We start from the raw sequence: 20,010 nt of genomic DNA, 5'->3' as shown, positions 1-20,010 counted from the left end.
CTGACATGCAGGACACCAGCACTTCTGCAGCCGTTGCCGCCGCACGGCCGGGACGCCTGAAGCGGTTGTGGCGATGGTTCTTCTCGCCGACCGCACGTTACGCCTGGGGGCTGATCGCCATCGTCGCATTCGCCGGCGGCGTCCTGTTCTGGGGCGGCTTCAACTGGGCGATGGAGATGACGAACAACGAGCAGTTCTGCATCTCCTGTCACGAGATGAAGGAAAACGTCTATCTCGAATATCGCAACACGGTGCACTATTCGAACCGCACCGGCGTGCGCGCGAGCTGCCCGGACTGCCACGTGCCGAAGGAATGGAGCCACAAGGTCGTTCGCAAGATCCAGGCCTCGAACGAGGTGCTGCACAAGATCCTCGGCACCATCGGCACGCCCGAGAAGTTCAACGAGCACCGCATCGAGCTTGCCAAGAGCGTGTGGCGCGGCATGAAGACGACGGATTCGCGTGAGTGCCGCAACTGCCACAAGTTCGACCACATGGAATACGCGGTGCAGGAGCCGCGTGCGTCCAAGCTGCACCAGACCGCGTTCGCGCAAGGCAAGACCTGCGTCGATTGCCATCAGGGCATCGCGCACAAGCTGCCGCCCAAGGCGCAGGAGGGATATCGCGACATGCTCGACCATATCGACGAGGTCAGCCCCGTGCAGCGCCTGATCGACTTCCTGCAGGATGCCGACGTCGCCAAGGCGAAGGCGGCGAGGTGATGGACATGCTTGAGCAATCCCGAGATGCGGCGGAGAGCGCAGCCAGGCCTTCCGCCGCGATCAGCGTCGCGCTGGTCTATGATTCAGGTCCCGCGGTGAACAAGTGGTTCGCCGGTCTCGTCGCCGAGCTTCGCAGCTCCGGCAAGAGCCTCGCCGGGCTGATCCAGGAAGACGTGCCCCAGCCCGGCCGCACCCGCTGCGACATGGTTCTGCACGAGCTCGCCACCGGCCGGGCCATGTCGATCTCCGAGGATCTCGGTGCAGGCGCCACCTCGTGCCGTCTGTCGACGCCCCGCCTGCTCGAGGCGGCACAATTGGTCGAGGCCCAGCTCGCCGACGCCGAAATCGTCTTTCTCAACAAGTTCGGCAAGGCCGAGGCGGAAGGCGGGGGCTTGCGCGACCTGATTGCCCATTGCATCGAGTCCGGCAAGAGCCTCGTGATCGGCGTTCCCGCCGGCAACCTCAAGGCCTGGACCGAGTTCTGCGGCGAATATTTCAGGACGGTCGCGGTGACGCCCGAGCCGCGCCAGGATGCGATCGCAGCTGTCGCGGCTCTGCTCGGTGAGCCCAGCACCGTCAGCGAGCATCTGCACGCCGTCTAAGGCGCGATGAGATTGGGATCAATCGTCATCGCGCTTTAGGTTGTTGCTATTGCCAGCCGGGAACCCCGCGCATGTCGGGCAGCTTGTGGGCAATGCCCTTGTGGCAGTCGATGCAGGTCTTCTCGCCGCTGAAGAGATAGCGCTGGTGCGCCACCGAGGCCCGCGGCGACTGCTTCGTGATGTCCATGGAATCGGCACTGTGGCAGTTGCGGCATTCCAGTGAATCGTTGGCTTTGAAGCGCGCCCATTCATGGGCCGCCAGTTCGAGCCGGTGGTCCTGGAATTTCTCGCGGGTGTCGATGGTGCCGAAGATCTTGCCCCAGACCTCCTTTGAGGCCTGCATCTTGCGCGCGATCTTGTCGGTCCAGTTGTGCGGGACGTGGCAGTCCGGACAGGTGGCGCGGACGCCGGAGCGGTTGGAGAAGTGGATGGTCGACTTCAGCTCCGCATAGACGTTGTCCTTCATCTCGTGACAGCCGGTGCAGAACTTCTCGGTGTTGGTCAACTCCAGCGCGGTGTTGAAGCCGCCCCAGAAGATGATTCCTGCCACGAAGCCCGCGAGCACCAGCGTGCCGAGCGCGAACACCGAGCTCGGGCGCCTCAACACGCCCCAGAGCTCGAGCACGAAGCTCCAGGTTCGCGCGATGAAGCCGCGCCTGGGCTTGGACTCCTCGGCGGTCGCGCTCATCGGCGGCCACCGGGGCTTGCACGCGAGAGCAGCGTGTCGATGTCGACGAAGTCGTTACTCACGGGCGGATTGGCGGTGTTCTGCGGTACGTGGCATTCCGTGCAGAAGAAGCGCCGCGGCGAGATCGAGGCCAGGAACTGGCCGTCACGGTCCATGAAGTGGGTGATCGAGACCATCGGCGCCTGCGACTCCGCCGTGCGCGCGCGGGCGTGGCAGGACAGGCATTTGTTGCCGTTGAGGTCGATCTGGTAGCCGTCGATGGTGTGCGGAATCACCGGCGGCTGCTCCGGATAGTTGCGCGTCTCCTTTTCGGCGGTGTTGCGGTTCGGCAGCATCGTCGGCGCCGGCCCTTCGTCGTTGAGCGGGGTCGGACCGCGCAGGCCCGAATTCAGCGTCTGCGCGGTCAGCGAGCCGGTCGCCGCGGCAATCGCGAGCGCCAGCATGGCAATGCCAAATCGCTTCATCATGGCTCACACCCGCTCGATGCGCACGGCGCACTTCTTGAAGTCGGTCTGCAGCGAAATCGGATCGGTCGCATCCAGCGTCACCTTGTTGATCAGCTTGGACTCGTCGAACCACGGCACGAAGACGAGGCCCTTCGGCGGCCGGTCGCGGCCGCGCGTCTCGACCCGGGCCCGGATGAAGCCGCGACGGGAGACCACCTTCACCTCGTCCCCGCGACGGAGCTTGGCTTCCGCCGCGTCGTCCGGATGCATGAAGCATACGGCTTCGGGGAAAGCCTTGTAGAGCTCAGGCACGCGGCGCGTCATGGTGCCGGAGTGCCAGTGCTCCAGCACGCGGCCGGTCGAGAGCCAGTACGGATAGTCCTTGTCGGGCGATTCCGCCGCCGGCTCGAACGGCAGCGCGAAGATGCGCGCCTTGCCGTCAGGGAAGCCGTAGAACTGTACGTCGGCGCCCTGCTTCACATAGGGGTCGCTGCCCTCGCGGAAGCGCCACTTGGTCTCCTGGCCGTTGACGACCGGCCAGCGCAGGCCGCGCTCCCGGTGATAGGTCTCGAACGGCGCGAGGTCGTGGCCGTGGCCGCGCCCGAATTGGGCATATTCCTCGAACAGGCCCTTCTGCACGTAGAAGCCGAACGCCTTTGATTCCTCGTTGGAATAGCCTTCCTCGATCTCCGCGGTCGGAAACTTGTCGACCTGGCCGTTCTTGTAGAGCACGTCGAACAGCGTCTTGCCGCGAACCTCCGGCTTCTTGGCGAGCAGCTCCTCGGGCCAGACCTCCTCGATCTTGAAGCGCTTGGAGAACTCCATCAGCTGCCAGAGATCGGATCTGGCTTCGCCCGGTGCGGTGACGAGCTGGTGCCAGAACTGCGTGCGCCGCTCGGCATTGCCGTAGGCGCCTTCCTTCTCCACCCACATCGCGGTCGGCAGAATGAGGTCGGCCGCGAGCGCCGTCACGGTTGGATAGGCATCCGAGACCACGATGAAATTGTCGGGGTTGCGGAAGCCGGGATAGGTCTCCTCGTTGACGTTGGCGCCGGCCTGGAGGTTGTTGTTGACCTGCACCCAATAGGCGTTGATCAGGCCGTCCTTCAGCATCCGGCTCTGCAGCACGGCGTGGGCGCCGTTCTTGTCGGGAATGGTGCCTTCCGGCAGCTGCCAGATGTGCTCGGCGTGATCGCGATGCGCCTTGTTCGTCACGACCATGTCGGCGGGCAGGCGGTGCGAGAAGGTGCCGACCTCGCGCGCGGTGCCGCAGGCCGAGGGCTGGCCGGTCAGCGAGAACGGGCTGTTGCCGGGCGAGGAGATCTTTCCGGTGAGCAGATGGATGTTGTAGACGAGGTTGTTGCACCAGACGCCGCGGGTGTGCTGGTTGAAGCCCATGGTCCAGAACGAGACCACTTTCGTCTTCGGATCGGCGTAGAGTTCGGCCAGCGCCTCCAGGCGATTGAGCGGCACGCCGGACATCTGCGCGGCCTTCTCCAGCGTGTACTCCGAGACGAACTTGACGAATTCGTCATAGCTCATGTCGGTGGAGTCGTTGGCCTTGGCGGCGCCCGTCGCCTTCTTCTGCAAGGGATGCTCGGGCCGCAGGCCGTAGCCGATGTCGGTCTGGCCGCGCTTGAACACGGTATGCGCGGCGACGAAGTCCTTGTTGACCCGGCCGGTCTTGATGATGTGGTTGGCGATGGCGTTGAGGATATAGAGGTCGGTCTGCGGCGTGAACACCATGCCGATGTCGGCAAGGTCGAACGAACGATGCTCGAAGGTCGAGAGCACGGCGACGCGGACATGCGGCGCCGACAGCCGGCGGTCGGCGAGGCGCGTCCACAGGATGGGGTGCATCTCCGCCATGTTGGAGCCCCACAGCACGAAGGCATCGGCTGCCTCGATGTCGTCATAGCAGCCGGCCGGCTCGTCGATGCCGAAGGTGCGCATCATGCCGGCGACGGCCGAGGCCATGCAGTGCCGCGCATTGGGATCGATGTTGTTGGTGCGGAAGCCGGCCTTGAACAGCTTCACCGCCGCATAGCCTTCCCAGATCGTCCACTGGCCGGAGCCGAACATGGCGACGCCGTTCGGCCCGCGCTTCTTGATCGCCTCCTTCCACTTCACCTCCATGATGTCGAAGGCTTCGGTCCAGGACACCGGGGTGAACTCGCCGTTCTTGTCGTACTTGCCGTTCGTCTTGCGCAGCATCGGCTGCGTCAGCCGGTCATGGCCGTACATGATCTTGGAGAGGAAATAGCCCTTGACGCAGTTGAGGCCGCGATTGACCTCGGCCTTGATGTCGCCGTGGGTGGCGACGACGCGGTTGTCCTTGGTGGCGACCATGACGGAGCAGCCGGTGCCGCAGAAGCGGCAGGCAGCCTTGTCCCATTTCAGCTCGCTCGCCTCGCGCTCGGCGGCGAGATTGGCGGCGAGCGCGGGAGCCGGCATGCCGGCGGCCGCCGCCGCGATCGCGGCGGCTTCCAGCTTCAACATCTGGCGGCGGTCGATCTTCGGTGAAGTCATCTTGATTCTCCCGCCTAGGTCTCGATGGCGTGAAATACGAGGGCCGCCGAATAGACATGCGGCAGGCATTGGATGGCGTTGAGCGTCGAGCCGAGCGAGCCGGCGTCGGGCGCGTCGACCACGACGACGAGCTTGCCGCGCGCATCGCGGCCGTAGATCTCGCAGCCTTCAAGCGCGGTGATCTCGGCTTCGAGGTCTCCAAGATGTTCTGGGCGCGCCTGCACAAGGATGCTGGCGATCTCGCCTCCCGGGGGAGGCACGATGCGGTCGGCACTGAGCACCCGTCCGGTGATCAATGCGCGGCGGTCGAGTTTGGCTTGGGCCATATGCCTGCCTTTCCAGATATCAATGCGGGGTGGGAGGCGGACCGGGCGGGCCCGCGAACATCTGGTAGATCCACACGGCAAGCCCGTAGCTGCCGACGGTCCCGATCGCGAGGGCGGGCATCACGACCGCCGTCAGGAACAGGAATGCGAAGATCTCCATGCGCCGTCGGCGCATATGTTCAGTCGTATCGTCGCCAGGGGCCGACATATTCGGTCTCACTGAATCTCGTTGGAATCGAAACGCTACCTTGCGGGCCGCTTACGTGAACCAGGCCTATCACGGGGCGCTTGATATGAATCAAGGCGCATGGCGAAACATTTTGTCGCAGCGATTCGCATCGTAAACTCAAGTTCGCGCTGAGTAAATCTGGCTTGTCTCGCGTCGCGGAAATTGCAGTGCGATGGACAGTGCGGCGTCGGCCGTTAAGATGAAAGGAATAAAAACAATTTCAGGGATTTGGGAGAGGCGTCATGAAGTTCGGCATCTTCTATGAGCTGCAGCTGCCGCGGCCCTGGGTGGCGGGCGACGAGCTCGCCCTCTACCAGAACGCGCTGACGCAGATGGAGCTCGCCGACAAGCTCGGTTACGACCACGCCTGGGTCGTCGAACATCACTTCCTCGAGGAATATTCGCACTCGCCCTCGCCGGAATCCTTCCTCGCCGCCGCCAGCCAGCGCACCAAAAACATCCGCCTCGGCCACGGCATCCTCCAGCTCACCACCAATCATCCGGCGCGCGTCGCCGAGCGTGTCGCGGTGCTCGATCTGCTCTCCAACGGCCGCTGCGAGTTCGGCATGGGCGAGAGCGCCTCCATCACCGAGCTGACGCCGTTCGGCCGCGACATGGAGACCAAGAAGGAGGTGTTCGAGGAGGCCGTTGCCGCGATCTTCCCGATGTTCAGGGATGCCGGCAGCGAGCATCACGGCAAGTATTTCGACATCCCCTTGCGCAACGTGGTGCCGAAGCCGGTGCAGAAGCCGCATCCGCCGCTGTGGATGGCCTGCTCGCAGCTGCCGACCATCGAGCGGGCCGGCCGCCACGGCTTTGGCGCGCTCGGCTTCCAGTTCGTGAGCGCCGATGCCGCGCATGCCTGGGTGCACGCCTATTACAACGCGATGACCAAGCGGCTCTCCAAGCTCGCCGACTATCAGATCAACCCGAACATGGCGCTGGTGTCGTTCTTCATGTGCGCCAAGACGGACGAGGAAGCGCGTGCGCGCGCCGATGGCGCCACCTTCTTCCAGTTTGCGCTGCGCTTCTACGGCGCTTCGCAGAACCGCCAGCGCCCGGCACCCTACACCGTCAACATGTGGGACGAGTACAACAAGTGGAAGCGCGACAATCCCGAGGCGCAGGAGGCCGCCTTGCGCGGCGGCCTGATCGGCTCGCCGGAGACGATCCGCAAGAAGCTGAGGCGCTTCCAGTCCTCGCATATCGACCAGGTCATCCTGCTGAATCAAGCAGGCAAGAACAGCCACGAGCATATCTGCGAGTCGCTCGAGCTGTTCGGCCGCGAGGTGATGCCCGAATTCCAGAACGATCCGGCGCAGGCCGAATGGAAGCAGGGCGTCATGAGCGGCGAGATCAAGCTGGAGGAGATCGACACGCAGGCGTTTACGGACCGCTATGGCAAGCTCGCGATCAACGTTCCGGCGAAGGCGGCGGGGTAGGGGGGCTCGAATCCAGCATAGGCCCCGGCTCAGCAGCGCACCGTTTCACGCTGCGCTGCGTCCGGGGCACGAGACCGATCGTGAAGCCCGTGTCCCGGACGCGATGCAGCACGGAGTGCTGCTTCGCAGAGCCGGGACCCAGAGACGGCACAAACCGTCCTCGCCGCTTTCAGCAACTCGCCGCCGCTGCTATTCTCCGCCTCAAGAACTCAGGCGGAGGAATCCCATGCGGCCCCATGCGATGGCCCCACATCCGGCAGCAGGCGACATCACGCCGGCGGTGCTCGCCATCGGCCGTCCCGACTTCCCGAACGTCCTGATCGACACGCTGCGCCGTCAGGCCGGCGTCGGCCATTGCATGGTGTTCGCGCTGACGCGCACGGGCGCCGCAAGGTGCCTGCTCGATGCCGGCAACATCCCGACCGGCAGCGATCTCGGCGCCGCCTATGCCGGCCAGTTCCACGAATCCGATCCCAATCGCGATGCGCTGTTCGAGGCCGAGAGCGAAGCGCCGATCATGCTGCCGTCGTTTGCGCCGCGCATGTATGGCGCGCGCTACCGCAAGATATTCTTCAAGGATTCCGACATCGTCGACAAATGCGCCACCGCGATCTGGACCGGCGACACCTGCTTCTACGTCAATTTCTACCGCATCACGTCCCAGGGCCGCTTCGGCGATGCCGAGCGTCATCGGCTGCAGGCGATCGGGCCCGCGATCGGCGCCAGTGTCGCCCGTCACTTCCAGCAGGCGGCAACGCCGCCCGACCAGAACCTCGCCGCATTGTTCGCAACGCGCGCGCCGCTTTCGGCGCTGACCCCGCGCGAGCAGGAGGTCTGCCGCCGCATCTTGCTCGGCCTCAGCTCCGAGGCGATCTCGCAGGAGCTCGGCATCAGCCTGCATTCGACGCTGACCTATCGCAAGCGCGCCTATCAGCGGCTCGGCATCTCCGCGCAGAATGAATTGTTCGGGATCGTGCTGCGTCTGCTTGCGGGGCCTCATGGCCTGAATTGAGGAGAGGCTCGGAGCTCGCGATTGCTTTGCCAGCCTCCGGACAGGCCTGACGAATCGCGGCCGCACAAGATCGGCATTAACCAAATCTTTGCGAAGTCCCGCGCGCAGTTCAATTTCGAGTTGTGATATGCAGCCTCTGTTTACCGAACACGATTTAGCGATGCGGCTCCGGTGATTTGAAGAGGCTTGCCGCAATGTCCCTTGCCGCCATCGCTGCGGAACAGTCGCGCCCAGGCGTTCCGCTGTGGGTCAAGATCGCGTTCAGCGCCTTCATGGCTGTCCTGGTGCCGGTCTATGTCTATTGGTACGGCCCGACCAATTTTCTCTATTTCTGCGATGTCAGCCTGATCCTGACCCTGATCGGCATTTGGACGGAAAGTGCGTTGCTGATCTCGATGTGCGGTGTGGGTCTCCTGCTGCCGCAAGCCTTTTGGGTGCTGGACTTCGTCGCCCGTTTCAGCGGCTACTCGCTGGTCGGCATGACCGACTACATGTTCGTCTCGGAGCACTCGTTCTTCCTGCGCTTTCTGTCCGGCTTCCACGGGTGGTTGCCGCTGCTGCTTGTCTTCCTGATCTGGCGGCTCGGCTACGACCCGCGTGCGTTGTTCAGGTGGAGCGCGCTGGCGTGGGTGCTCCTGCTCGTCTGCTATTTCTTCATGCCATCGCCGACGCCCAATCCCGGTATGACGCCGGTCAACATCATCTTCGGGCCGAGCGATACCGCTCCCCAGGCTTTCGTGCCGCCGGTGGTCTGGCTTGCCGGTCTCATGATCGGTCTTCCGCTGCTTGCTTTCGTCCCGACGCATTTCATTCTGATGCGTCTGGCACCTCGCGCCGCGACGGTCGAACGAGGTCGATATGCAGGCCGCGTGTAACCGATTTATCGTATGATTGCTGAACCATGTCCGGGGGATTCTGATTGGCCATTTCGCGACGCAACGTCCTCAAGGGAGGACTCGCCCTGGCGGTGTCCGGCGCGGTGCCGGCCCGTGCTGATTTCACGCCCCGGGCTATCATCAACGATGCCAGCCGCCTGAACCCCACGGCGGTTGCACGGCATATCGCGTTCAAGGCAGCGCCCAATGACGACATCGTTGGACGCATCCGAAAGGAGATCGCCGCCGCCGCCGCCGAGGGACGTCCCTTTGCCATCGGCACGGCGCGTCACTCCATGGGCGGCCAGTCGATCCCGAAAGACGGCGTTGCCGTCACCCTGACCGGCGGGCACATCGAGCTCGACAAGAAGCAGATGACGTATCGCGTCAGTGCCGGCATGCGCTGGTTCGAGGTCATCCGTGCCCTCGACGCGCAAGGGTTCTCACCGGCCGTGATGCAGTCCAACAGCGATTTCGGCGTCGGGTCGACATTCTCGGTCAATTCTCATGGTTGGCCGACACGCTTCGGTCCGTTCGGCGCTACGGTCCGCTCGGTGCAGATCGTGATGGCCGACGGCCAGCTCGTGAAATGCTCGCGCACGGAAAATGCCGAGCTGTTTGCGCTCGCGATGGGCGGCTACGGTCTGTTCGGCGCGATCGTCGAAGCCGAGCTCGATATGGTGCCGAATTTGTCGCTCGAGCCGTCCTATGTCCGTTTGGCTCCGTCGCGTTTCGCCGACGCCTTCATCAAGGTGGTCGAGACCGATCCGGCGGTTCGTATGGCATATGGACGGCTTTCGGTTGCGCGCGAGAGTCTGTTCGACGAAGCGCTGTTGATCACCTACCGTCCCGCAGCGACACAACCGTCCCCGCTACCGGCCGTAGTCGATCATTCCGCGTTGAGCGGATTTGCCCGCAACGTCTACCGGGCGCAGACCGGGCATGAATGGGCCAAGAATTTCCGCTGGTTCATGGAAGCGTCCGTCAGTCCGTCGATCGCGGGTGCCGCCACCCGTAATACGCTGATGGTGGAGCCGGTCGTCAATCTGGCGTCCGGAGACCAGACGCGCACCGACATCCTGCACGAATATTTCGTGCCACCGGATCGCTTCGCAGGCTTTGTCGATCTCTGCCGGGCCGTCATCCCGAAGGCCAAGGCGGAATTTCTCAATGTCACGCTGCGCTACGTCGATGCCGATCCTGTCGCGGTGCTGGCCTATGCGCCGCAGAAGCGCATCGCGGCCGTGATGTCGTTCTCGCAGGAGATCAGCCCCGAAGGCGAAGTCGACATGATGACGATGACGGAAGCCTTGATCGAAGGCATCAAGGACCTGGGCGGTGCATTCTATCTTCCTTATCGTCTGCATGCCCGGCGCGACCAGGTGCGATCGATCTATCCGCGGACGGAGGAATTCATCGCAGCCAAGCGCAGGCTCGATCCGTCGCTCCTGTTCCGCAATATGATGTGGGACGCCTATTTCGCTTGAGGATACCAGGATCATGGATCGATCTCGTCTGGCCGCCTGTCTGCTCGGTGTAGCGCTGCTGTTCGCGGCCGCGACCGACTACATTCCGGCCTTCATCGACTCGGAAGGGCGGGTGTTCGGGCTGTTCCAGCTCGACATCTACAAGGATGCATTGCACCTGGCCTCCGCGGCGTGGGCCATCGCCGCGGCCCTGATCTCGCGATCGGCGGCGATCTTCTTCCTGAGGGTGTTCGGGACGCTCTATTTCCTCGATGGCGTCATGGGCGTGTTCACGGGATCCGGATATCTCGATCTCAGCATCTTCATCGACGGCATCCGCTCGACGTCGACTTACGTGAAGATCGCATCCAGCGTGCCGCACCTCGCGCTCGGCGCCTTCGGGATCGCGACCGGCTTCACCGCGCAGAGACGTCCGGCATGAAGTGGCTTCGACGGATCGCGGCCATCTTCGGCCTCTGCCTGCTCGTGTTCGCCGTGACGTGCACCTGGGAGATCCTCAATATCCAGTACGGCTGCAAGCCGGAAGGCTCGGCGACAGGTGCCGCGGTATTTGGTATCGACGACCCCAAATATCCGCGGGCGGAAGGTGACAGCTTCCTGACCTATCCGGAATGGTACATCGTCTACGCCTATTCCGATCTCGCCGGCGTGACGCGAGCATCGTCGGAATCGTCCTTCGACTATTTCGGCAGCATTGGCGGGTTCTGGTCCAGCCTTTGCGGCGCGCGGCGCTCGACATCATTGCAGCGGCCGCCGACGCAGGATCAGATGATCACCGACTATATCATCGGATCGAGCTTCACCGCCGAGATGGCGGTGCAAGGAATCTACGAGCGCACGGTCGGTGCGTTGACCGTCGCATTGCGCGGTTCGGCTCGCACCAAGGAGGATGAGTTCAATCTGGCGCTGCTGGACGAGTACGCGAAATTCCTCGAACAGACGCCGTGGTACCGTTTTCCGTTCGCCGACAAGCTGTCGTCGCTGTGGCACGACGTGCCCTTCGAGCCGTCGCTGCGCGCGATCGAGCGCCGCTTTTCGTTGTCGCTGCAGTATGGCGTCAAGTCGATCTATGCGAAGGGCATCGAAGCGCTCGCCGGCCTGTCTCCGGCCGACCTCGAGATATCGAGTATCGTGCTGGTTCCGTCGGCACAGGCGCTGCCCGCCGACAACCGGATCAGGCCATTGCGCGAGGTGCGGGCGGCCGACGGCCGTCAGGGCGTGCTGATGATTACACCCCGTTATCGTGAATTCAGCAGCGTGATCCGGGAGGTCGGCGCAAAGGGCCTGTCGTTTGCGGAGATCGCCGGCAACACGCGGATATTGACGACGGTGCTCCTTCCTCCGGGAGATATGCCGCCTCCGGGCGGAGCCAGGCAGATTTTCGAAACCAGCGTGCAGTCGATGCCCGGATGGCGCAGGGTGGGCTATGATACGCAGGTTTCCGCATTGGCTGCGCTTCCTGCGGCCGTCGAGGCGCGCGGAGCCAGGTTCGAACATGCCTATGATTATTAAGGCGCGCCGTCGTCTGCTCCCCCTGGTCGGAGGTGTTGCTGCCGTCCTCGCGGTTTGGTTCGCCGGCATGGCTGCTGCCGCCGTCGTGGTCACGCCGACCGTCGTTGTCGCGTTCGGCGATCCGGCCCGGCTTGCAGGGGCCGATGGCGATCTGCTCGCATCCGGCCGCGGCTTCCTGGCGATGCGAACCGGCAGCACGGACACGGTCAAATCGCTCTACGAACACGGAGCCTGGTTGGTGTGGCCGGTGCTCACTGCCGGATGCGGCCGCCGATGATGCGCTGGACCCGCCGCGTTGCGCTTGTTGTCGTCCTTCTCGTCGCCTGCGTGATAGCGAGCCTCGCTGCGTTGCGATTGGCGGCGTATCTGCGGGAAAACGAAAGCGCCGCTGCCGCGGCCCCAACCGACGGCAAATTCGTCGCGAGTGGCCACGGGCGCATGTTCGTCATGGACCCGGGTCCGAAGGACGGCGTTCCCGTCATTCTGTTTCACGGGACAGCCGCCTGGAGCAAGCTTTGGTGGCGCACGACAGCCGCGTTGAAGAACGAAGGCTACCGGCCGATCGCTCCGGACCTTCCGCCCTTCGGTTACTCCGAGAGGCAGGGCGGATACAGCCGCCCCGAGCAGGCGGCCCGCATCGACGGCATGATGACGGCGCTCGGCACCGGACGCGCAATTGTGGTGGGGCATTCCTTTGGTGCCGGTGCGGCGCTCGAATATGTCATGCGGCATCCTGATCGCGTGATCGGGCTGGTGCTCGTCGATGCTGCGCTCGGGCTGACGCAGACGCCGGCGGACGCACCGGCCATTCTAAATTACGGCACGGTGCGTCAACTGCTGGTTTCGGCGACCGCGACCAATCCGTTGGCGACGCGCTTTCTGCTGTCCAAGCTGATCTACCGGCAGGACGCCGCCACCGATCAGGTTCTCGACATTCTGAAAGCCCCGATGCGAGTCGAAGGCACGACGTCCCACATTGCCGACTGGCTGCTTTATTTCGCGGGCTCCGACCGAGCCGCCCTCAGTGCATCGCGTGACGAGGTTTCCCGGATCAAGCTTCCGGTTTCGATGATCTGGGGCAATCGCGACGACGTCACGCCGCTCGCCCAGGCAAACGACCTGCGCTCGCTGATTCCATCCGCTTCGCTTCACGTCATGCAGAACGTCGGCCACATTCCACAGATCGAGGATCCGGACGCGTTCAATGCCGTTCTGCTCGCGGCGATCCGCGAGGTGACGTCGGCGGATAAAGTCACGTCACGTGACGATGTGCGGCGAGGACATTGAGCGCGGGAGCGCATGCTCCTGGAAAGCCGGCGGCCTCAGCCTGGGAAGGGTAATAAGCTGAGGCCGCCGACGCTTTGGCACGGAGGCGAATCCAGCCGAGGCCGGGTCAGGCTAGGCTGCCCGGCACGTCGCGCGATGTTCACATGTGAACGCTCGTGCGGGGTTGTTCTGCCCGATGCTTTACAGCTCGTGAATGGCAGGTTGCGGCTCCCGGTCCCGTCGCCGGGCGTCAGCCGCGTGCAATCAGCTTGCGGTCGTTCGAAGCGGCCAATCGGCGACGTCGCTCGAGGGATCGACCAGATGCGCCGGCCATTCGATCGGCTTGCAGAACAGGCCGCGCCGCTCGATCTCCCGGAACAGGCGATCGGCACGCTGCTTCGCGGGCAAGCCGATCAGCCGCGTGCCGGCCAACGCGTCGGCTTGCACCTCGTTGCGAATGAACTCGTGCATTCGCGTGATGAAATGATCGGAAAGCCCCGCAAACTCGCTCATGATGAAACGCGTACTCGCTAGAAGAAAATCCACTCGATCAGGCGCCAGCTGACCCAGACGATGGCCGCGATCCACGCGATCATGGCAATGCCGACAGTGCTGAGGAAGGCGAGCCCGACGGCGGTGTCGTTGGTCTCGCGGCGCTTGGCCTTTAGAAGCGTGTGCTGATCGGTCCGCTCGAGCATCTCGTCCCTGCCTGCACGCAACGCTATCGAGGGCGGCGTCGCTGCACAAACGCCGGCTCGCGTTAACCTCACCGGTCAACCTTACCGGTGCGACCCGCGGCGCCATGTTTTCTTGCCGCGTCACTGACGCGTCAGGGTGCGGATGGATTCCAGGAGACGCTCGAGCCGGTAGGGCTTGTGAAGCATGATGCTCCCCGAAACCGGGCGCGGATCCGATTGCGTGTGTCCGGTGGCGTAGATGACGGGAATGGCGGGATGATTCTCCCTGCACCGAATTGCGACGTCCCATCCGGAAAGCTCCCCCGGCAGCTTGACGTCCGTGAAAATGAGGTCCGGAGTGACCTCGGCGCAGAGCTGCAGCGCATGCTCTCCGCTCTCGGCTTGAAGAACGTCGTGTCCGTGACCCTCCAATATGTCCACGACCACGTCGCGGATCAGGTCTTCGTCTTCAACGACCAGAATTTGCAAATCGTTCTCCCGGTCGGCCCGCCCTGTTGCTCCGGGCTTGCCTCGCTGTCGCGCACATTGTGAAGCATCAGGATCAAAAGCGTTAACCATCACTGACAGTTCCAGCCTGCGCGGAATCGCTTCGATGTTTCTTAAATTTTGCTCGGTACCTCTTTCGGACAGTGACGCCTGGAGAAAGACATGGCTAAGCGGGCCAAACGCGGCAAGAAGGCGGATACGCTCGCGCTCCCGATGGCCGCGCGCGTTGCGATCGGCGTCGCGGCCGTCGCCGTCGTGGGCTATGCCGTGCTGTCTCCCCCGGCGAGCGTGCAGCAGGTCCGGAAGCCCTCTGCGCAGGAAGCCAAGGCATCGTCAAGTCCGGTCTACGTGGCGCCTCCGGTTCATGCAGCAGCGGCAGTTCCGGCCCCGGCTGCAGTTCCGGTTCCAGCGCCGGCCCCGGCGCCGCTGGCCGAGCCGCCAAAAGCCGACGCCGAGAGTCCCGGAGCATTGGTGCGGCAGGTGGTCGACTACGCCAGCCGGCAGACGCCGGGCACCGTCATCATCGATACCGGAAACACATTCCTCTATCTCGTCCTGAACGACAGGCAGGCGATGCGCTACGGCATCGGTGTCGGCCGCGAAGGTTTCACATGGTCGGGCGAGCAGACCGTGGCCCGCAAAGCGGAATGGCCCGACTGGCATCCGCCCGTGGAGATGGTCTCGCGTCAGCCTTATCTGCCGCGCTTCATGGCGGGCGGTCCCGGAAATCCGCTCGGAGCCCGCGCGATGTATCTCGGCGAGACCGAATATCGCATTCACGGCACCAACAAGCCCGATACGATCGGCAAGCGGGTTTCGTCCGGCTGCATCCGGCTCACCAATGACGACGTCACGGACCTCTATGACCGCGTGAAAGTCGGAGCGAAAGTGATCGTGCTTCCGGCAACCGTGCGTCGTCCATCCGTCGCGCCGGCCGATGCGGCTTTCCGATTCCCCGACACGGCATCGCCATCGAAGCGGCCCCTGGCGGCCAATGCGCAGATGCCGCCATCCGGACCGAAGGTCGCCGAAGCCCGGTAGCTCAGTCCTCCGTCCAGCAGAAATCGATCTGCTGAATCGGCTGACCTGTCCGCAAAGTCGGCCGCAGCGGCCATTCCTTCCGCACCACTCGTGACAGCGCCCGCGATGATTCGGGCTGGTCCAGCGCGGGATCCGACGCCCTTAACGGGGGCCGCGAAAAGCCTCTCTCACCCGCCCACCGCACGAGCGAACGCCCGCCAAGGCGCCGCCGCGGCATGTCCGCCTGGCGTCATTCCATCGGAGGAGGCTGTGTGCGCGACGTCACGGATGGGCGCGCCATGCCGGGCTATCACTCATCCCACGGCGACGATCTGCTGCAAATCAAACAAACAGGTGGACCATGACGAAGACGGCGATGATCACGAAGATGGCGGCCGCGATGGTGTTGGCGAGCGTGGCGGCAGGTATCACGAGCAATTCCGCGCAGGCCGGCTGGGGTTCGGAAGGACAGTACGGCAACGCGCCCCAGGGCCGGCCTCAGATCGGTCCCCATTTCGGCGGCAACGGCGGCAACAGCGGCTACGGCGGCAACGGCGGCCAGCGCCCGGCCGTCCTGGTTCCCGGTCCGCGGCCGATGCCCCCGCAGGTCGTCGTCTATCCGCGGCCCGCGCCGCCCCCGGTCTACGTGCCGCCGCAGGTCGTGGTCAGGCCGGTCCCGGTTCCGGTCGTCGTCAACCGGCCGGTGTATGTCCCGACCGCGCCGATCGTGAAGGAGACGGTCGTCGTTCAGCGGCCCGCGACCGTGGTCGCGAGCACACCGGCGCCGGTCGTCGCGGCGGCCCCCGCTCCGGTCGTCAACAACAATTGCAACTGCCTCGTGAAGGAATATCCCCAGGCCGGCGTCGTGGTGTTCAGGGATATCTGCACCAAGGAGAGTGCGACCTACACCAACCTGCCGCAGCAGACCTCGCAGGCCGTGCTGCCGCCGACCCAGTAATCTCCAGTGGTCGCAATCGATGATTTCTAACGCGGCAAGGATTGTTGCCGCGTTAGACCTTCTCTCCGGCACGCTTGCCCTCGACGGCAGGCGTCCACCATTCCCGCAAACGAATTGTCCCTATCGCTAGGGACAGACGCCGGCCGCGGAGTTCGCTAGTCTGCCCTGAAGCATACGACATCAGGGGAGGCCGTCTTGAGCACCGCGCCGCGCATCGACATCGACCCCGCCGCGTTCTGGGCCGATCCCTATCCGATGCTCGCGACGATGCGGAAGGAGGCGCCGATTGCCTTCGTGCCGCAGCTCGGCTCGACGCTGCTGACCTGCCGCGACGACATCTCGATCTCCGAGAAGCAGATCGACGTGTTCTCCTCGCACCAGCCCGCAGGCCTCATGAACCGGCTGATGGGCCACAACATGATGCGCAAGGACGGCGAGGCGCATCAAGTCGAGCGCCGCGCGATGTTCCCCACGGTGTCGCCGAGGACGGTGAAGGCGCATTGGACGGCGCAGTTCCAAGCGCATGCCGACCGCCTCATCGATCGCATCTCGCCAGGGCGGATCGACTTCATGCGCGACTTCGCGCTGCCGTTCTCCGGTGAATGCCTGAAGTCGATCACCGGTCTCACCAATATCGGCTATGAGGACATGGATGCGTGGTCGCAGGGCATGATCGAGGGCATCGCCAATTACGCCGGCGACCCCGCGGTCGAGGCGCGCTGTCACGCCGCGACATCGGGCATCGATGCGGCGATCGACGACATCCTGCCGGTGATGCGCAAGAATCCCGACCAGAGCATTCTGGGCGTGCTGCTCGCCTCGGGCATGGCGATGGAGAGCGTGCGCGCCAACGTCAAGCTCGCGATCTCGGGCGGGCAGAACGAGCCACGCAAGGCCATCGCCGGCACGGTGTGGGCGCTCCTCACTCATCCCGACCAGCTCGACCTGGTCCTTCGCGGCGAAGTGACGTGGCTGCAGGCCTTCGAGGAATACGCCCGCTGGATCTCGCCGATCGGCATGTCGCCGCGCCGCATCGCAAAGCCCTGGAGCATTCGCGACGTCGCCTTCGAAGCCGACGAACGCGTGTTCCTGATGTTCGGCTCCGCCAATCGCGACGAGAAGCATTTTGACCGAGCCGACGAATTCGATGTACGGCGTGACGTGACCAAGAGCGTCGCGTTCGGCGCAGGCCCGCATTTCTGCGCCGGCGCCTTCGCCTCCCGCGCCATGATCGCCGACGTCGCGCTGCCGACCGTGTTCGCGCGGGCGAAGACGTTGGAGCTCGCCGACGACGAGCAGGTGCGGATCGGCGGCTGGGCTTTTCGCGGCTTGCAGAATCTGCCGGTGAGATGGGGGCATTAGGCCCGCAGACGTGCGCGCGCCGTGCCGATCATTTCATCATGCACCTGTTTTGCCCGACGCAGCAAAGGTTTTGCCTGCCGCGCGAGTCGCATGCCGCGCAGATCGCCTCCAGCTAAGTCATTGATCCCGCTATTGCCGGCTACTGTGCATGGGGTTGTTTTCGACTTTTGAGTTTCAGCGTCTTTGCTGTGTCGCGCCGGATCCGTGCATCGCTCACATTCGCGTGCGAAAAAATTCCGTCTGCCTGATCGCGCGCGCTTGAAAGATTAATCATGCGCGCCGCCGCACGCGCAGTGCGCGCATCGCTATTTTCCTAAACGTCTCGACAGCTTTCATCACCCGCACCATCATTCTCGCAACGCAATGAAAATGCGGCCGCGAGGCCGGGAGTTCTTGATGCAGCGTCGTGACTTCCTGAAACTGTCTGCCGGAACCGCAGTCGCCACTGCGTTCGCCTCGCCTGTTATCGCGCAAGGCGCGGTGAAGGAGATTCGTATCGGCTACCAGAAGACCGGCGTGCTGGTGATCGCGCGCCAGCAGGCCGCTCTGGAAAAACATTTCACGCCGCAAGGCATCGATGTGAAATGGATCGAGTTCTCCTCGGGTCCGCCGATGATGGAGGCGATGAACGTCGGCAGCGTCGATTTCGGCGCCGTCGGCGATTCCCCGCCGGTGTTCGCTCAGGCCGCGGGCGCCGCGATCGTCTATGCCGCCGGCCAGCCCATCACCAACGGGCAGGGCATCCTGGTGCCGAAGAACTCGCCGATCCGCGACATCGCCGGCCTCAAGGGCAAGCGCGTCGGCTTCACCAAGGGCTCCAGCGCCCACAACATCGTGGTGCAGACGCTGGAGAAGGCCGGCCTCACCTATGCCGACATTACGCCGGTCAATCTGACGCCGCCGGACGCTGGGCCGGCCTTCGCCAATGGCAGCATCGAAGCCTGGGCGATCTGGGATCCCTACTTTGCGATCGGCGAGGCCAAGCAGAATGGCCGCATCCTGATCAATGCGCGCGAGGTCACCAAGACCAATTCCTTCTACATCGCCAATCGCGACTTCGCGAAGAACCACGGCGCCGTCCTGCAACAGATCGTCGATGTGACGACCGCGGCGGGCAAATGGGCCGAGCAGCATCGCGACGAGGTCGCCAGATCACTGGCCGCCATTACCGGCGTTCCGCTGGACATCCAGACCGTCGCCGCCAACCGCGCCAACTTCGTGGTCGGCCCCGTCACCGACGAGATCGTCGCGACCCAGCAGGGCGTCGCCGATCGCTTCCACAAGCTCGGCCTGATCCCGAAGCCGATTCAGATCCGCGACATCGTCTGGCGCAACCCGGCGGCCTGACTGTGCCGACCACTCTCCCCACGCACAAGGGTTTGAACATGAGACGTATCGTCCAGCGTCTGATCGCAGCCATCACGCTGTCGATCGGTATCGTCGCCGCCGCTGTCGGCACATCGTATGGCCAAGACAAGGTGGTCCGCATCGGCTACCAGAAATACGGCAAGCTGGTGCTGCTCAAGAGCAAGGGCACGCTGGAGCCGAAGCTCGCCGCCAACGGCTACAAGGTGGTGTGGACCGAATTCCCCTCCGGCCCGCCGCTGCTCGAAGCGCTCAATGTCGGTGCGATCGATTTCGGCAACACCGGCGAAGCCCCGCCGATCTTCGCGCAGGCCGCGGGCGCGCCGATCCAGTACGTCGCCTACGAGCCGCCGGCGCCGAAGGGCGAGGCAATCCTGGTGCCGAAGGACAGCCCGCTGAAATCGATCGCCGATCTCAAGGGCAAGAAGGTCGCACTCAACAAGGGCTCCAACGTCCACTACCTGCTCGTGAAGGCGCTGGAGAAGGCGGGCGTTAAATATTCCGAGATCGAGCCGGTGTTCCTGGCGCCCGCCGATGCGCGCGCCGCCTTCGAGCGCGGCGCCGTCGATGCCTGGGTGATCTGGGATCCGTTCCAGGCCGCAGCGGAAGCCGCCACCGGCGCGCGCACGCTCGCCGACGGCACCGGCATCGTCGCCAACTACCAGTTCTATTTCTCTTCGAAGAAATTCCTGGACGCCAATCCTGAGATCGTCGACGCCGTGCTCGCCGAGCTGAGCTCGGTCGACGGCTGGGCCAAGGGCGACATCCACGCGGTCGCCGAGCAACTGGCGCCGGCGATCGGCCTGTCCGTTCCGGTGGTCGAGGTCGCTCTGAGGCGGCAGTCCTACGGCATCAAGCCGATCACGGATGCTGTGATCGCCGACCAGCAACAGGTGGCCGATGCGTTCTTCGCGCTGGGCCTCATTCCCAAATCCATCAGGATCTCCGACGTCGCTCGGAAATCCGGCAGCTGATCAGGATCGAG

General features: G+C 64.1%; 23 protein-coding genes. 15 read left to right on the top strand and 8 right to left on the bottom strand.

Annotation, left to right across the window (positions count from 1 at the left end; all coding sequences use genetic code 11):
- Nucleotides 1–5 precede the first annotated feature (5 nt).
- Together QRQ56_RS31500 and QRQ56_RS31495 are read left to right on the top strand one after the other, a co-directional pair.
- Nucleotides 6–722 carry a NapC/NirT family cytochrome c gene (locus QRQ56_RS31500; protein ID WP_438745228.1) on the top strand — a complete coding sequence of 239 codons (717 nt, stop codon included), beginning with the start codon at nt 6–8 and terminating at the stop codon, nt 720–722.
- A gap of 5 nt (nt 723–727) precedes the next feature.
- On the top strand, nt 728–1,324 hold the full coding sequence (locus QRQ56_RS31495) for a DUF2478 domain-containing protein (protein ID WP_438745226.1): 597 nt from the start codon (nt 728–730) through the stop codon (nt 1,322–1,324).
- Between the two features lie 46 nt (nt 1,325–1,370).
- Here the strand turns inward: QRQ56_RS31495 and QRQ56_RS31490 are convergent, their stop codons facing one another.
- The 5 genes from QRQ56_RS31490 to napE are packed head-to-tail and all read right to left on the bottom strand — an operon-like array spanning nt 1,371 to nt 5,521.
- On the bottom strand, nt 1,371–2,012 hold the full coding sequence (locus QRQ56_RS31490; protein ID WP_438745225.1) for a NapC/NirT family cytochrome c: 642 nt from the start codon (nt 2,010–2,012) through the stop codon (nt 1,371–1,373).
- On the bottom strand, nt 2,009–2,479 hold the full coding sequence (locus QRQ56_RS31485; protein WP_438745223.1) for a nitrate reductase cytochrome c-type subunit: 471 nt from the start codon (nt 2,477–2,479) through the stop codon (nt 2,009–2,011). The genes QRQ56_RS31490 and QRQ56_RS31485 overlap by 4 nt, the downstream gene beginning before the upstream one ends.
- Nucleotides 2,480–2,482: 3 nt before the next feature.
- Nucleotides 2,483–4,987 carry a nitrate reductase catalytic subunit NapA gene (gene napA / locus QRQ56_RS31480; protein ID WP_438745221.1) on the bottom strand — a complete coding sequence of 835 codons (2,505 nt, stop codon included), beginning with the start codon at nt 4,985–4,987 and terminating at the stop codon, nt 2,483–2,485.
- A 14-nt stretch (nt 4,988–5,001) separates the two neighbouring features.
- Complete coding sequence (locus tag QRQ56_RS31475; RefSeq protein WP_438745220.1) at nt 5,002–5,313, bottom strand: chaperone NapD; 312 nt, start codon at nt 5,311–5,313, stop codon at nt 5,002–5,004.
- Nucleotides 5,314–5,332: 19 nt separating this feature from the next.
- The gene (gene napE, locus QRQ56_RS31470; RefSeq protein ID WP_438745219.1) at nt 5,333–5,521 is read right to left on the bottom strand and encodes a periplasmic nitrate reductase, NapE protein; all 189 of its coding nucleotides are present in this window, start codon (nt 5,519–5,521) and stop codon (nt 5,333–5,335) included.
- A gap of 263 nt (nt 5,522–5,784) precedes the next feature.
- Here napE and QRQ56_RS31465 point away from each other — a divergent pair, with 263 nt between their 5' ends.
- The 8 genes from QRQ56_RS31465 (at nt 5,785) to QRQ56_RS31430 (ending at nt 13,157) form a co-directional block, all read left to right on the top strand.
- The gene (locus QRQ56_RS31465; protein WP_438745218.1) at nt 5,785–6,984 is read left to right on the top strand and encodes an LLM class flavin-dependent oxidoreductase; all 1,200 of its coding nucleotides are present in this window, start codon (nt 5,785–5,787) and stop codon (nt 6,982–6,984) included.
- 226 nt (nt 6,985–7,210) lie between these two features.
- Nucleotides 7,211–7,996, top strand: a complete 786-nt coding sequence (locus QRQ56_RS31460; RefSeq protein WP_438745217.1) for a helix-turn-helix transcriptional regulator — start codon at nt 7,211–7,213, stop codon at nt 7,994–7,996.
- Between the two features lie 194 nt (nt 7,997–8,190).
- Nucleotides 8,191–8,871 (top strand): hypothetical protein, encoded by a 681-nt coding sequence (locus tag QRQ56_RS31455; RefSeq protein ID WP_438745216.1) that lies wholly within the window; start codon nt 8,191–8,193, stop codon nt 8,869–8,871.
- Nucleotides 8,872–8,915: 44 nt separating this feature from the next.
- The gene (locus QRQ56_RS31450; RefSeq protein ID WP_438745215.1) at nt 8,916–10,358 is read left to right on the top strand and encodes an FAD-binding oxidoreductase; all 1,443 of its coding nucleotides are present in this window, start codon (nt 8,916–8,918) and stop codon (nt 10,356–10,358) included.
- A 13-nt stretch (nt 10,359–10,371) separates the two neighbouring features.
- Nucleotides 10,372–10,779 (top strand): DUF4383 domain-containing protein, encoded by a 408-nt coding sequence (locus QRQ56_RS31445; protein WP_438745214.1) that lies wholly within the window; start codon nt 10,372–10,374, stop codon nt 10,777–10,779.
- Entirely contained in the window at nt 10,776–11,870 is a 1,095-nt protein-coding gene (locus tag QRQ56_RS31440) for a hypothetical protein (RefSeq protein WP_438745213.1), read from the top strand. Before QRQ56_RS31445 ends, QRQ56_RS31440 begins: the two co-directional genes overlap by 4 nt.
- Nucleotides 11,854–12,147 (top strand): hypothetical protein, encoded by a 294-nt coding sequence (locus tag QRQ56_RS31435; protein WP_438745212.1) that lies wholly within the window; start codon nt 11,854–11,856, stop codon nt 12,145–12,147. Before QRQ56_RS31440 ends, QRQ56_RS31435 begins: the two co-directional genes overlap by 17 nt.
- The gene (locus QRQ56_RS31430) at nt 12,144–13,157 is read left to right on the top strand and encodes an alpha/beta fold hydrolase (RefSeq protein WP_438745211.1); all 1,014 of its coding nucleotides are present in this window, start codon (nt 12,144–12,146) and stop codon (nt 13,155–13,157) included. The genes QRQ56_RS31435 and QRQ56_RS31430 overlap by 4 nt, the downstream gene beginning before the upstream one ends.
- Nucleotides 13,158–13,400: 243 nt before the next feature.
- Here QRQ56_RS31430 and QRQ56_RS31425 read toward each other — a convergent pair whose 3' ends face one another.
- The 3 genes from QRQ56_RS31425 to QRQ56_RS31415 form a co-directional block, all read right to left on the bottom strand.
- Nucleotides 13,401–13,649, bottom strand: coding sequence for a hypothetical protein (locus QRQ56_RS31425; RefSeq protein WP_438745210.1), 249 nt, complete (start codon nt 13,647–13,649; stop codon nt 13,401–13,403).
- 17 nt (nt 13,650–13,666) lie between these two features.
- Complete coding sequence (locus QRQ56_RS31420; protein WP_438745209.1) at nt 13,667–13,834, bottom strand: RNA-binding protein; 168 nt, start codon at nt 13,832–13,834, stop codon at nt 13,667–13,669.
- A gap of 120 nt (nt 13,835–13,954) precedes the next feature.
- Nucleotides 13,955–14,302 (bottom strand): response regulator, encoded by a 348-nt coding sequence (locus tag QRQ56_RS31415; protein WP_438745208.1) that lies wholly within the window; start codon nt 14,300–14,302, stop codon nt 13,955–13,957.
- Nucleotides 14,303–14,482: 180 nt separating this feature from the next.
- Between QRQ56_RS31415 and QRQ56_RS31410 the strand changes: the two genes are divergently transcribed.
- The 5 genes from QRQ56_RS31410 (at nt 14,483) to QRQ56_RS31390 (ending at nt 19,999) form a co-directional block, all read left to right on the top strand.
- Nucleotides 14,483–15,361 carry a L,D-transpeptidase gene (locus tag QRQ56_RS31410; RefSeq protein WP_438745207.1) on the top strand — a complete coding sequence of 293 codons (879 nt, stop codon included), beginning with the start codon at nt 14,483–14,485 and terminating at the stop codon, nt 15,359–15,361.
- A 340-nt stretch (nt 15,362–15,701) separates the two neighbouring features.
- Complete coding sequence (locus QRQ56_RS31405; RefSeq protein ID WP_438745206.1) at nt 15,702–16,298, top strand: hypothetical protein; 597 nt, start codon at nt 15,702–15,704, stop codon at nt 16,296–16,298.
- A 195-nt stretch (nt 16,299–16,493) separates the two neighbouring features.
- A complete protein-coding gene (locus QRQ56_RS31400; RefSeq protein WP_438745205.1) occupies nt 16,494–17,660 on the top strand; it encodes a cytochrome P450 in 1,167 nt (388 codons plus the stop codon).
- 396 nt (nt 17,661–18,056) lie between these two features.
- A complete protein-coding gene (locus tag QRQ56_RS31395) occupies nt 18,057–19,007 on the top strand; it encodes an aliphatic sulfonate ABC transporter substrate-binding protein (RefSeq protein ID WP_438745204.1) in 951 nt (316 codons plus the stop codon).
- Nucleotides 19,008–19,045: 38 nt separating this feature from the next.
- Entirely contained in the window at nt 19,046–19,999 is a 954-nt protein-coding gene (locus QRQ56_RS31390; protein ID WP_438745203.1) for a sulfonate ABC transporter substrate-binding protein, read from the top strand.
- Nucleotides 20,000–20,010 lie beyond the last annotated feature (11 nt).

Source organism: Bradyrhizobium sp. U531 (assembly GCF_051710265.1).
Taxonomy (GTDB): Bacteria; Pseudomonadota; Alphaproteobacteria; order Rhizobiales; family Xanthobacteraceae; genus Bradyrhizobium.
The sequence above is the reverse complement of the archived record's forward strand: the minus strand, read 5'-3'. Positions and strand labels throughout refer to the sequence as shown.